Genomic DNA, 12,358 nt, shown 5'->3' with positions numbered 1-12,358 from the left:
ATTTTTATGAATTTTTTTTTTGGTAGTTTTATCAAGATCAAATACCAGACAACGAATTTGTTTAATAAAACACAATTATTATGAAAATTAAGATTATTTTAAGCGCAATAGCCCTACTAGGATTATTTGAGGGAACAGCCCAAGAGTTTTTCTATGATGACCATACTGAAAAATATGGCGTAAAAGACAAATCGGGCAACGTGGTTGTTAAACCGAAATTTAATCAAGTGTCAGATTTTATAGAGGGATCTGGGCTACATGAAGTCATGATAAACGACAAATACGGAATCGTCAATAGTATGGGACAGGTGATATTACCCGTTATTTATGATATGATTGAAGCATATAATCCATACGTCGGAAACTTATTACTGTATGTAAAAGTAAACGATAAATATGGTTTTATTAACCAGCAGGGGAAGATTATCGTATCACCGACTTATTCATATACCGATGATAAATTCCGAGATGGCAGGCGGAGAGTAGGATTGGGAACTGGAGGTGACGGTATGGATTTATATGGTTTTATTGATGAACAGGGGAAGCTTGTTATACCCTGCAAATACAAATATACTACCCATTTCTCTGAGGACTTAGCCTCGGTAGAACATAATGGCAAATGGGGATATCTCGATCGAGCTGGTAACCTTGTTATTCCTTATAAATTCGATGCTGCTGGTTATTTTTCCGAAGGTTTGGCCGCTACCGTAATGACAGTAGGGTATGAGGAGGAATACGGCGAGCGATATCCTGATCAAAAATTGGGATTTATTGATAAATCTGGAAAGACCGTTATCCCATATCAATATGATCCCGGTTCTAGCTTTACAAGTTCAGGGCTTCCTGTATTTAACGAGGGAATAGTAAATGTATACGGATCAGATACCAGGACTTGGTTTCTCAATAAAGCCGGGAAGCGGGTAAAATAAATATTTTAAAAAGACATCCGAAGCGGCGAGGTTTTTGCTTCTGTTCTCGAAAAAAGAAGATAAAAAATTATGAAATGGCAAGGCGGCCGTAGAAGCGGTAATATCGAAGATAAAAGAGGCATGAGTGGTGGGCAGAAGCTGACACTCGGCGGAATTGGTGGCGTCATCGTACTGATTATTGGTTTTTTATTAGGGGGTGACCCAGAGCAGTTGTTGAATCAGATGCAGCAAACTGCCCCCACTGAGCAGGGAGAATACCAGTCTACGCCCGAAGAAGATAGGCTACTGGATTTTGCGGATGTCGTTTTAGGCAGTACGGAAGATGTTTGGAAAAGTATTTTTATAGCCAATGGATTGGATTACCCCGTCACCAAACTAACGGTATATAATGGTGCCGTCGAGACCGCAGGATGTGGTGTTGGACAATCGGCCTTTGGACCATTTTACTGTCCGGGAGACCAAAAGATTTATCTCGATTTAAGCTTTAATGAAGAGCTGTCAAAAAAATATGGTGCAAAGGGAGAATTTGCGTTAGCCTACGTTATAGCACATGAAGTAGGACATCATATACAAAATATACTGGGGGTATTAGAACAGACCAACGCTATGCGTGCAAAAATGAGTGAGCGCGAATACAATAAGGTGTCGGTCATGACAGAATTGCAAGCCGATTTTTATGCTGGTGTTTGGGCGCATCACGTCAAAAACCATTCGAATATCGAACTGACGTATGACGATATTGTAGATGGTATGCGTGCGGCGGCGGCAGTAGGAGACGACCACTTGCAGGAGCAAGCACATGGTCATGTTAATCCCGAATCGTTTACCCATGGCTCCTCTGAACAGCGTGTGCAATGGTTTAAAAAAGGTTACGACACCGGAGATATGAAAGCAGGGAATACGTTTAATGATCCGAATTTGCAGTGATTTTAGTTACTGTACCAACAAATTACACCCTCGGATATCGCTATTGTCAAAACGGCCCAGGATTTCAAAGGAACCGTCGGTATGTAATTTCCCGAGGTCTTGGGTAGCAATGAACGCACAAGAATAATAATTGGCGAGGTCAATCACATTGATAGCACCTGTTTTACCGTTTTCAACAAGGCTTAGCGGGTCATTGGTATCGCGCATCAAAACTTTCATCCAGGATGGTGTTTGGAAAATCCCGTTTCCAAAGGAATAGCCTTGAGAAAGTAGCTCGGTCATGCCGTATTCCGAATGTATCTTTTCTACCCCGAAGCCCGTTGCAAGGATTTGGTGCAACTCTTCCCGAATCATCTCTTTTCGCTTCCCTTTCATGCCGCCCGTTTCCATCACCATAAGATCTGGAAAATCAATTTGATATTGTTCGCAGAAATCCAGAAGTGCATAGGTTACGCCGATTAAAAGTGTTTTTATACCTTTCCGTTGCAGTTCATGAAGCGCGTTAAATAGGTCTTCGTGGTTGTATAAAAAATAACCCGACGATGGCTGTTGGCTTCGGGCGATGAGATCGTCAACCATATAGATGAGTGAAGATCCGGAGCGTTCCAAATAGGAGGGAAGAAGCGCTAGTACTGCCATATCTTCTATATTGCCGTAAAACTGTTGGAAACACGTACGAAAGCTCTTTTCATACCAAGAGATCTCTGCTACATGGTGCTGACTTGTAACCATACCGGTCGTACCCGAACTGGTAAACGTAATCTCAGCTTGATGTCTTTCAGCAAGTACCTGTTGCGTTTTAAAAAAATCTATCGGTAAAAAAGGAATTTGTGTGTAATGGTCAATAGCTGTTTCCGTTTTGCCTAATAAATCAATGTATTTGCCGTAAACGGGACAATTAACCTTTTGATAATGGTATACCGCTAAACAAACCTCGTTAAATGTCGCCTCGTTATCAATCGAAAAAATACGTTCTTGCATGCCTATATCGTTACGCAAATATACGTATCACTTATAACTTATCCCTCATCACCCCAAATACTATTCAGCTTTTGCATAGCTTTCATCAAGTGTTCTATTTTTTGCAGGCTTGCGCTATAATGCTGGGAAAATTCATTGTATAGTTGTATGTATTCGTCCAAGATAGCATATACCGCGTTAAGCGTTTGGAGAAATTCCTGTAAATCTTTATCTAAGGATTTTATATTCGTTTCCCGGTCTTCATGGAATTTAAAAATATCGTCTAATATGCTAAAATTGAGAGGGTCGATAGGTTTACTCGATCTAAAGTAAGTGTCAATCAGTTCGTTGTATTCGGATTCCAGTGCAGCTACATGATCGTAGAATTTGATGATGCGCTGGTGCAGTTTACGTACCTGGAGATAAAAGTCTCGCAGTTCTACTTGAAACCGGATTTCTATGGTATGGGCGATGTCGACATCCGTGAGATCAATCTGTGTAGTGTAATATGCCAACATCTCTTGCAGCTCCTCCCGTTCATAATCGATATCATGCAGTAGGTTTTGTGTCAGAAGTACATCTCCTTTTGCCTTTTCGAAGCGTAGTTTCATCCGCCAGGTGTCGTCGTGTGCCGTGCGGTAATCCAGTAGTGCCTGCCGCTCCGAATCCATGAAATAACGTTCGTTCTTGGATTTGTAGGTGATGTCACGTAGAGGATGATGTATATAGATGGTCTTCATGTCGGTTGTTTGAGTTTTAAAAATACGTAAATAAAATCGAAATAGGAATATGCTAACCTTTAAATAAGGTATTCCGGCGTGAACCGGAATACCTGAAGTAGGCTAGATTAACTAGCATAACAGCGCACGATCTCGCTGTAGTTTGGTGTCGGGTCCGTACTGACATAGGTCACACGAAACTCGTACTCCTGACCGTGTTCCAAGCCCCGGATCACAGTTCTGGATTTGGTGCTCAAAATCGGTGTCCATCCATCCATGCTGCCGGCTTGACGGAACTCAAACTGATAAAGCTTTGCCGGTTTCCAAGCATTGACTCGAACATTCACGGAATGGGTTCCTGGATGCTTGACTTCTGCCCTCAAGTCGTTTGCTTTTGGTGACATACCAATTGGCTGAGTTGTGCTTTTGCTTGGCATAAATCCCGAAGCCAAAATAAGGTTCGGATCACCGTTGGCGACTGTTTCCACGTAGAGCGAATAGCGGTACAGGATCTGTTTCAGCACCTCTGCCTGTTGGTTTTTGAGGACGACTTGTCGCATATCGCGGTAAGTAGACTCGGTTAGACCATTTCTGTAGATCTCGATCGCGGCTTCCAGTTCGAGGATAGTTTCTGCAGCATCTGTGAAAAGATCCGCATTGTCTTTGGATTTCTGCAGTACGTTTTCTGCGTACGTCAACAGCTTTGTCGCTGTTCCAATTTTTGAAGATAAAGTAGGCTTTGCCATAATGATAAAAATTAAAGGGTTAAAAAATTATTGTTTACAGCGTCAAATATAGAACAGGTGCTCAGCAAACTTGGGGTCTGTGACGGCCAACTTTTGCGCACAAGGGCATTATCTTTTGCCGTTTTAGTCACCTGAGTAAAAAAACCTAAGAATATCAGTTTGAACCGTTTGAAAGCTGTTTTTTTTGGGGCGAGTATTTACGACTATAAAGCATGTTTTTTAAGAGATAAAGCATACTGTTTTGAAATTAGAGCATGCTGTTTAAGGCATAACAAATACTGTTTTAAAATTAGTGCATGCTATTTAAGGTATAAAGCATACTGTTTTAAAATTAGAGCATGCTATTTAAGGCATAACGCATACTGTTTTGAAATTAGAGCATGCTATTTAAGGTATAAAGCATACTGTTTTAAAATTGAAGCATACTATTTAAGGTATAAAGCATGCTGTTTTAAAATTAGAGCATGCTGTTTAAGGCATAACGCATGTTGATTGCGCAACGACGCATAACGATAGATTACCGCTTATATTTAAAGGATACGTTTCCCTGCATCGCGAGACGGTATTCATTTGGTCCTTGGCCAAATCGCTTTTTGAATAGGCGACTAAAATGCTTGTCGGAAGAAAAGTGACAGCCGAATGCGATGCTCGCGATGGTATCCTGCGAGTCTCTCAAGATGTCGCGCGCGAGCATAAGCCGCAATTCTTGTATATAGCCCGTAACGGTAAACGGTCTTTTTTCAAAACTACGGGTTAGTTTCCGCACGCTGACATGCATGGCATCTGCTACCACCGCGGTGTTGAGGCTTTCTTCCCGAAAATTTTCTTGTATATACCGAGTCGCTTTATGGTACAAGGTAATATTATGATCTTCTTTTTCCGTAGCGGGCGACTTGAGCTCCTGAAAAACGAGGTTGAATAATCGGAGGTTCCAAGCGGCCAAGCGAAAAGAAAGACTGAACGGACGGAATTCAAAGCGGCTTAACGAATCCAAGGCGGCCATTAACTTTGCTTGAATAGCGGTCTGACCGACTAATTGTTTATGTCCCATTCCATCCGTTCCGAGCTTGCCTATATCTTGCAGTAATGGATACTCGGCAGCTAGATTGGGCCAATGGCTTTCAGCAATGCCAAGCATGAAAAGCCAACTCTTGCCGGAATCTAACGAAAAATTTTTCTCTTTATCATATAAATGGTAGCAATAAACCATGCCGTCTTTTACATAAAGGGCAGGTGTTATCTCCACTTTTCCGCCACCTAAAAGCTGAATGAGTATCCACAGATAGTTGTCTTTTGTTTCGATTTTAAATTGATAGGGTCGTTCGGTCGGGGCATGTTTAAATTCGAACCAGCAAAAGTCCCGATTGTGGTATTTTCGGTAATCGTTTTGCGAAGCTTGATCTATGTGTACGGTAAGAGATGATTCTTCTTGCGATATCGTATCCGGAGAAGGTAAGAAAGTGAGGTAACCATTGTATTTTTTAGTTTCGACGTTTTTTCTTGCTGAAGAATCGATCATCCACGTAGACGTTTTTCAATTGTTAGTTTTGTGTTTGTTGCTTATAGTTGTTAAGTAAGTCTATTATTTCCTAATATAGAGAATATATTTTATTTTTAGAATAGTTAAATGAAATTGTAAACTTTTTATAGCAAAGGGGGGAATCCATTCCCCCCCTTAACAACGTATTTCCTTACGCATGAAAAAATAATAAGAAGCAGCGAAGCAAACAATCGTACAGGCAATTAATGCTACCATCTGCGACCAGGCCACTTTGATACTTTCCCAGACAGGCAAAGGCGATGGAATGGCTCCCTGCAATTGCTCCATATGCAAAGGACCAAGACTTCTGATGGATGGCATGAGCAACATATTGGTGCCATCGCTATAGAGCTGGCTCGGCGCAAAGCGCATGAGTGTCAACATAAAATGTTGATATTGCATAATCTCTGCTTCCGAAGCATATGGGTTCGGTTGTACAGCTTTTGCTACGATATTGATAATAATCGGATAGAATACCGTGAAGAACATCCAGATCGCTATGGCGACTAATGCAGATGTAGCGGTGTGCCTGAAACGAACCGAAAACAGCATAGATAAATTCAGCCAAAAAGCAATATACACGACCGTTAATAAGGTGAATAAGAAGAGCCTGTTGCACTCGATGAGGCTTGGAGGGAAACCTACCAATAATGTTGCCGTACCGATCGTCAGGAGAATCAGAGACGCAAATAAGCTACCTATCACCGTTAAGGCACCTATAAACTTGGCGTTGAGAAAGTAATCCCGATGGATAGGTTGCGACAGGATACGGCCTAGTGTGCGTCCGTTAAATTCGGAATTAACGGCGTCAAACCCCAAACAGATACCGAGTAACGGTCCTAAGAACCCCACAAACAGATGAAATGAAGGCATGGTGCCATCGGAGGTGGTAAAAATCTTGAGGAAGAAAAATGCTGCATCGGAATCGTTCGGCGTTGGCGCGGTGTTTTTCAAGGCCTGCAAAGAGGTGTATAAAGAGGCGACACAGGTCAAAAGAATAATCGCCAAAAGAACGATAAATTTCCAGCTTCGAATATGATCGGCAATTTCTTTTCTCACTAAAATTGACAAAGCATACAGCTTGTTATTGTTACTTATCCTCATATGTAGACCCTCCTTCGAAATAATGTGCGTAAATATCCTCTATACCGTAGGTGCGTTGTTGCAGCTGCGCAATGGTAATGTCCTGTTCAACTAACATCTTGGCTAGTTGGTGGACAATCATGTCGTCGGCATTGATCTGGAACATATCGTCTTTTTGTTTGATCGCTTTAACAGCCTGCATATTTTCTAAAATATCACGGGTTCGCTGTATGTCTGTTTGATGTACTTTAAGTTGGATATGACGGGTTTTGTCTTGAAATAAGCGTAATGCTAAATCTTGAATGGGGCCGTCGGCAACTAACTTGCCTTTTATAAACAAGCCAACTCGATCACAGATTTGTTGCACTTGATAGAGCTGATGGCTGGATAATAAGACGGTCAGTTTCTCCTCCCGGCTCAGACGTACGATCAACGATGTGAAATCTTTGACGCCCATCGGATCCAATCCTAATGTCGGTTCATCCAAAATCAACACTTTGGGCTCTTTGATCAAACTATCTGCTAAGCCGAGCCGTTGCCGCATCCCTCTGGAAAATTTACCTACTTTTTTCTCGACGACATCTTGCAGACCTACTTTTTCTAATAAAGAAAGGGCACGTTGTTTAGCGTCCGTGTAAGAGATTCCATTCAATTGTGCTGTCAATATTAAATTTTCAAGTGCAGTCCAGCCTTCATAAAAACCAATGTTGTCGGGCAGGTACCCCACTAAGCGCTTGACAGCGAGGGGCGACCGGACAGGGTCGGTGCCACAAACCTCAATTTCGCCTGAGGTCGGTTCACTTAAACCGAGTAGCATCAGGATCGTTGTCGATTTTCCGGCGCCGTTTGGTCCCAGTAAACCAAAAATCTCACCGGTGGCTATTTCGAGATCCAGATGATCTACTGCCGTGAAGTCCCCATACTTTTTCGTCAATTGCCGTACACAAATAATAGGGTTATCCATTTTATCTCCTTCCATATTTGCGGATCAAAAAATAAACGAGCGCAATGGCGATGGCGATGATTAAAATTCCTACCCATCCCCATAACAAAGAGGTTTCTACGGTCACACGAAATTTAATACTATCGCTCGTTTCGTTGTTTTTTGCATCTAATGTAAGTTGGTAGTCGCCTGCAATCGCCCTTTTAGCAGGCTTAATAATGGCGGTAACGGTTTGGCTCTCACCGGCTTTGAGGCTGGTGATCCGGCTGGGTTCAAAATGTGCTTCCCATTGCGAAGGAGAAGAGGCATTGAGATTGATTTGACTCAAATCAGAACTGCCGGTATTTTTAACGAGAAACTGAATCGATTTGTCGCGATTGGCCGTGGCTGTTGTACTTAATAATCCCTCCGGCGTTGTGAGCTGTATCCCATAGGATCCCGTGATAACGACTTCTAGCGACAAATCGGATTGATTGAGCGGACTTTGGGCAAATAGTGGTATCGTGTATTTCCCCTTTTTCACACTTTCGGGCGGAAGGATTTCGATTAAGATATCTTTTCGTTGATTTCCGTCTATATTAACAGATGATACTTGTTTTCCGTCCACTTTAAAAGTTGCGCCCCATCCCGGTTGTAGATTCGCTCCCAAGCTATATACCTGGGCATCTGAAGAACGATTTAAGAGGGATGCATTGAAGGTAAAAGTTGATTTTGCGGAACCTTCCATATTGGTCTGTGGACTGTTGAATTCGGATGATGATTTTCCATCTGTAGTAACGTCGACGGTCAGCGGTAAGGATGATTCACCTTGCGCAACTAGCTGAAATCGGTACTGCCCTTTCTCTATTTTAGAAGGCACGATGATCTTGAGGTTAAGTGATTTTCGCTCTTTGGGTAATACGGATATTTCCGCGGCATTATAGTTCCCCGACTTCATTTCATAATCCCAACCTTTAGGGAGGTGTTGTAGACTGATTCTTCCATTTCGGGTAGTGGAACTGTTGTTGATCAGTTCTACATGGTAATCGACGACTTCTCCAGGAGATACCGAAATCTTCGGATAGGTCGTGTACAGTTGCAAGTTTTGGGCTAAGGCAATGTTCGATGCCAAAATCATGCCCAATAAATAGATTATTCGACTTTTTAGCATAAAATAAAAATTTTAAAAAGAGTTGGTTTTGATAATTATGGTACTAAAATAAAAAGCCCTCGACATTATTGTCAAGGGCTTTAACATTTTTTTACAATTCTTATAACGCGTAATCCGGAATAGATTGTCTCCGGTGAGCACTTATTAAAGCATTCCGCCATCAACAGGTAGAACCTGCCCATTGATGTAAGTCGATAAATCAGACGCTAAAAATAAGCAAGCATTCGCCACATCTTCTGCCTCTCCGGCACGTTTTAACGGAATATTTGCCTCCCAGCCTGCAACGACTTTTGGATCAAGTACATCTGTCATCTCCGTACGGATAAATCCGGGCGCAATTACATTGGTACGAATATTCCGGGATCCCAGTTCTTTTGCGACAGATTTCGAGAAACCGATAATGCCCGCCTTAGAGGCTGCATAGTTTGCTTGTCCGGCATTTCCCTGCACACCGACCACCGAACTCATGTTGATAAACGAACCTTTACGGTTTTTCATCATAATTTTCGAAGCGGCTTTGGTCACATTGAAAATGGATTTTAAATTGATGTTGATGACATCATCCCAGTTTTCTTCCGTCATACGCATTAACAGGCCGTCTTTTGTAATACCTGCGTTGTTGACAACGACGTCGATTGTTCCAAATTCAGCGACAATATCTTCGATTAATTTTTCTGCTTGGTCAAATTTTGAAGCGTCGGAGCGGAAACCCTTTACCCGTGCACCAAAAGCCTGTAATTCTTTTTCTAGCGCTTCTCCCTTTTCTACAGAAGATAAATAAGTAAACGCAACGTTTGCTCCCTGTTGCGCAAAAACTTCAGCGATTTTTCTGCCGATGCCTTTTGATGCTCCCGTAACTAGAGCTGTTTTGCCTTCTAATAATTTCATTTGTTTATTTTCTTTTTAATGACTGATGAGTGCTCGATGTAAGTGTATCCGTGAACTCTTTCTGTTCAATATCGAACAAACCTAAATAATTTCATTTTTATATGCAATATAATCTGTCTACATATCGTCGATAACCTTCTTAACAAAATAATAACAATAATGAAAGAATTTTGACATTTTCATTCGATTATAACCAATTTGAATGTTAATTTTGTACGCAATTTTGAAACTATGGGTAAAAAAGCTAAAAAATCTGAAGTCGATGTCGTATTGATCGGTGCAGGTATTATGAGCGCTACATTGGGAACCTTAATCAATGAGTTAAGTCCTGATATCAATATCGAAATCATCGAGCGGTTAGACGTTGTTGCGGCCGAAAGTTCAGATGCCTGGAATAACGCCGGTACAGGACATTCCGCTTTATGTGAGTTAAATTATACGCCAGAACAACCCGATGGCAGTGTTAAAATAGATAAGGCGATTAATATCGCGGAGCAATTTGAGATCTCTAAACAATTTTGGGCCTATTTAGTCGAAAAGGGTATCTTAAAAAATCCTACTGAATTCATCCGCCAAGTACCCCACATGAGTGCCGTGTTCGGCGAAAAGGATGTCCAGTTTCTGAACACGCGTTATCAGGCGATGGAAAAAGAGAGCTTATTCAAGGGAATGGTGTATACCGAAGATAAAGCTATATTGCGAGATTGGATTCCCTTGATGATGGAAAATCGCGCCGATGATGAGGTGATGGCTGCTACACGTATGGAGATAGGGACGGACGTGAACTTCGGTGCGTTGACGCGTGATTTGGTTCGCCATCTGCAAACAAAAGATAATATTAACCTTTCCCTCAATCAGGAAGTACGTGATATCGAACGTGAAGACGATGGACGTTGGGAAGTGGAAACCAAGGACTTGAATACGGGCGAGAAGCGTAAAATAAAAGCAAGATTTGTGTTTATTGGTGCTGGAGGTCGTTCACTGCTTCTGCTGGAGAAATCTGGTATTCCGGAAGCAAAAGGATATGGTGGATTCCCAGTTGGCGGACAATGGTTGCGTTGTACCAACAAGGAAATTATTGAAAAACATCATGCTAAAGTATACGGGAAGGCTTCGGTAGGCGCGCCTCCAATGTCTGTTCCGCACTTAGATACACGGTATATTGATGGTGAACAGGCTTTGTTATTTGGACCATATGCAGGTTTTTCTACGAAGTTTTTAAAGAAAGGTTCGTATTTTGATCTGCCGGCTTCTATTAAATTATCGAATATTAAACCGATGATTTCTGCGGGTCTACATAATCTGGATTTGACAAAATATCTGATCACCGAGGTCATGAAAAGCCCGTCAGATAAGTTGGATTCCTTAAAGCAATTTATGCCAACGGCAAAATTGGATGATTGGAAAGTAGAAGTTGCCGGACAACGCGTACAGGTCATCAAAAAAGACCCGAAACACGGAGGTATCTTAGAATTTGGCACAGAGGTCGTATCCAGTGCTGATGGTTCTATAGCCGCTTTACTGGGGGCATCCCCGGGAGCTTCCACATCTGTGCCTATTATGATCAATCTGTTGAAACGTTGTTTCCCGGAAAGAGCTAAATCGGACGAATATCGCAAAAAGCTTCGTGAACTTATACCGTCATGGGGTAAAAGTTTGAACAATGACATGGCTTTGTGCGAAGAGGTTAGACGTCGTTCAAAAGAAGCTTTGCAATTAGCGTAAGCTGAAAACATAATTTATGGGGTGCTTTCAAGTGATTCATGAATCACTTGACTTACAAGGCTGAGAATATACCCGATCCCGTTATTTATCGGGAGGAACCTGATCCAGGTAATGCTGGCGTAGGAAGGATAGAATATGCATATATCTGAATTTATTGAACAAATACAAAACGGGTTTCTTCAAACTTCTTGGTTAGAGCGGCTTGCGGTGCTTTTTGGCATTGTGCAGGTGTTGCTATCCCGTAAAAACAAAATATCCAATTATTTCTTTGGTATCATCGGCATTTGCTTGACCATTTCCGTGTTATATAATGCGAAGCTCTACGCAGAGATCTTACTGCACGCATATTATCTGGTCATGAGTATCTATGGTTTATGGTATTGGAAATTTCGAAACCAAAGTCAACAGCAGATCTATATTACTCGGTGTAGTAAGCAAGATTGGTCGATCGTCGTTGGTATTGTTGTCGGGGGCTATTTTCTATTGTTTGCATTTTTGACATACTTTACCGATTCTGATGTGCCCATAATGGATGCGTTTGTTTCCAGTACCGCGTGGGCAGGAATGTGGCTGCTCGCTAAACGTAAAATCGAAAACTGGATACTATTGAACATAAGTAACTTTGTAGCCATCCCGTTGTTGTTCCACAAGGAATTATATCTTTTTGCCTGTTTAACCATATTCCTGTTTATCGTCGCTATATCCGGCTATATCAAATGGAAGAAAATAATGTCTACTCAATTTTAAT

12 protein-coding genes are annotated in these 12,358 nt (G+C 41.7%); 4 read left to right on the top strand and 8 right to left on the bottom strand.

All coding sequences use genetic code 11. The annotated features are described in order from the left end of the window. Positions 1-80: 80 nt before the first annotated feature. Both EWE74_RS06170 and ypfJ read left to right on the top strand, forming a co-directional pair. Positions 81-929: a WG repeat-containing protein gene (locus tag EWE74_RS06170; protein ID WP_130140611.1), complete on the top strand. Its 849-nt coding sequence runs from the start codon at positions 81-83 to the stop codon at positions 927-929. A gap of 69 nt (positions 930-998) precedes the next feature. Then, the gene (gene ypfJ, locus EWE74_RS06165) at positions 999-1,856 is read left to right on the top strand and encodes a KPN_02809 family neutral zinc metallopeptidase (protein ID WP_130140610.1); all 858 of its coding nucleotides are present in this window, start codon (positions 999-1,001) and stop codon (positions 1,854-1,856) included. Positions 1,857-1,862: 6 nt separating this feature from the next. Here ypfJ and EWE74_RS06160 read toward each other — a convergent pair whose 3' ends face one another. The 8 genes from EWE74_RS06160 to fabG all read right to left on the bottom strand — a co-directional run bounded on the left by EWE74_RS06160 (position 1,863) and on the right by fabG (position 9,885). Further along, a complete protein-coding gene (locus tag EWE74_RS06160) occupies positions 1,863-2,837 on the bottom strand; it encodes a LuxE/PaaK family acyltransferase (RefSeq protein ID WP_130140609.1) in 975 nt (324 codons plus the stop codon). A 38-nt stretch (positions 2,838-2,875) separates the two neighbouring features. Next, positions 2,876-3,556 (bottom strand): hypothetical protein, encoded by a 681-nt coding sequence (locus EWE74_RS06155; protein ID WP_130140608.1) that lies wholly within the window; start codon positions 3,554-3,556, stop codon positions 2,876-2,878. A 107-nt stretch (positions 3,557-3,663) separates the two neighbouring features. Next, positions 3,664-4,281: a fibronectin type III domain-containing protein gene (locus EWE74_RS06150; RefSeq protein ID WP_130140607.1), complete on the bottom strand. Its 618-nt coding sequence runs from the start codon at positions 4,279-4,281 to the stop codon at positions 3,664-3,666. A gap of 517 nt (positions 4,282-4,798) precedes the next feature. Then, on the bottom strand, positions 4,799-5,800 hold the full coding sequence (locus EWE74_RS06145) for a helix-turn-helix domain-containing protein (RefSeq protein ID WP_130140606.1): 1,002 nt from the start codon (positions 5,798-5,800) through the stop codon (positions 4,799-4,801). 156 nt (positions 5,801-5,956) lie between these two features. Continuing rightward, on the bottom strand, positions 5,957-6,925 hold the full coding sequence (locus EWE74_RS06140; protein ID WP_130140605.1) for an ABC transporter permease: 969 nt from the start codon (positions 6,923-6,925) through the stop codon (positions 5,957-5,959). Next, positions 6,912-7,883: an ABC transporter ATP-binding protein gene (locus tag EWE74_RS06135; protein WP_239018568.1), complete on the bottom strand. Its 972-nt coding sequence runs from the start codon at positions 7,881-7,883 to the stop codon at positions 6,912-6,914. Before EWE74_RS06135 ends, EWE74_RS06140 begins: the two co-directional genes overlap by 14 nt. Beyond that, positions 7,870-8,997 carry a COG1470 family protein gene (locus tag EWE74_RS06130; protein WP_130140604.1) on the bottom strand — a complete coding sequence of 376 codons (1,128 nt, stop codon included), beginning with the start codon at positions 8,995-8,997 and terminating at the stop codon, positions 7,870-7,872. The genes EWE74_RS06135 and EWE74_RS06130 overlap by 14 nt, the downstream gene beginning before the upstream one ends. 144 nt (positions 8,998-9,141) lie before the next feature. Then, positions 9,142-9,885, bottom strand: coding sequence for a 3-oxoacyl-[acyl-carrier-protein] reductase (gene fabG / locus EWE74_RS06125; RefSeq protein ID WP_130140603.1), 744 nt, complete (start codon positions 9,883-9,885; stop codon positions 9,142-9,144). A 231-nt stretch (positions 9,886-10,116) separates the two neighbouring features. Between fabG and EWE74_RS06120 the strand changes: the two genes are divergently transcribed. Further along, a complete protein-coding gene (locus tag EWE74_RS06120; protein ID WP_130140602.1) occupies positions 10,117-11,610 on the top strand; it encodes a malate:quinone oxidoreductase in 1,494 nt (497 codons plus the stop codon). 135 nt (positions 11,611-11,745) lie between these two features. After that, positions 11,746-12,357 (top strand): nicotinamide riboside transporter PnuC, encoded by a 612-nt coding sequence (pnuC, locus tag EWE74_RS06115; protein WP_130140601.1) that lies wholly within the window; start codon positions 11,746-11,748, stop codon positions 12,355-12,357. Position 12,358 lies beyond the last annotated feature (1 nt).

Source organism: Sphingobacterium corticibacterium (assembly GCF_004208525.1).
Lineage (GTDB): Bacteria > Bacteroidota > Bacteroidia > Sphingobacteriales > Sphingobacteriaceae > Sphingobacterium > Sphingobacterium corticibacterium.
The sequence above is the reverse complement of the archived record's forward strand: the minus strand, read 5'-3'. Positions and strand labels throughout refer to the sequence as shown.

Bases quoted from the DNA above. Each gene is read 5' to 3' on its own strand.
- EWE74_RS06170 (WP_130140611.1), top strand. From the start codon at position 81: ATGAAAATTAAGATTATTTTAAGCGCAATAGCCCTACTAGGATTATTT.
- ypfJ (WP_130140610.1), top strand. From the start codon at position 999: ATGAAATGGCAAGGCGGCCGTAGAAGCGGTAATATCGAAGATAAAAGA.
- EWE74_RS06160 (WP_130140609.1), bottom strand. From the start codon at position 2,837: ATGCAAGAACGTATTTTTTCGATTGATAACGAGGCGACATTTAACGAG.
- EWE74_RS06155 (WP_130140608.1), bottom strand. From the start codon at position 3,556: ATGAAGACCATCTATATACATCATCCTCTACGTGACATCACCTACAAA.
- EWE74_RS06150 (WP_130140607.1), bottom strand. From the start codon at position 4,281: ATGGCAAAGCCTACTTTATCTTCAAAAATTGGAACAGCGACAAAGCTG.
- EWE74_RS06145 (WP_130140606.1), bottom strand. From the start codon at position 5,800: ATGATCGATTCTTCAGCAAGAAAAAACGTCGAAACTAAAAAATACAAT.
- EWE74_RS06140 (WP_130140605.1), bottom strand. From the start codon at position 6,925: ATGAGGATAAGTAACAATAACAAGCTGTATGCTTTGTCAATTTTAGTG.
- EWE74_RS06135 (WP_239018568.1), bottom strand. From the start codon at position 7,883: ATGGAAGGAGATAAAATGGATAACCCTATTATTTGTGTACGGCAATTG.
- EWE74_RS06130 (WP_130140604.1), bottom strand. From the start codon at position 8,997: ATGCTAAAAAGTCGAATAATCTATTTATTGGGCATGATTTTGGCATCG.
- fabG (WP_130140603.1), bottom strand. From the start codon at position 9,885: ATGAAATTATTAGAAGGCAAAACAGCTCTAGTTACGGGAGCATCAAAA.
- EWE74_RS06120 (WP_130140602.1), top strand. From the start codon at position 10,117: ATGGGTAAAAAAGCTAAAAAATCTGAAGTCGATGTCGTATTGATCGGT.
- pnuC (WP_130140601.1), top strand. From the start codon at position 11,746: ATGCATATATCTGAATTTATTGAACAAATACAAAACGGGTTTCTTCAA.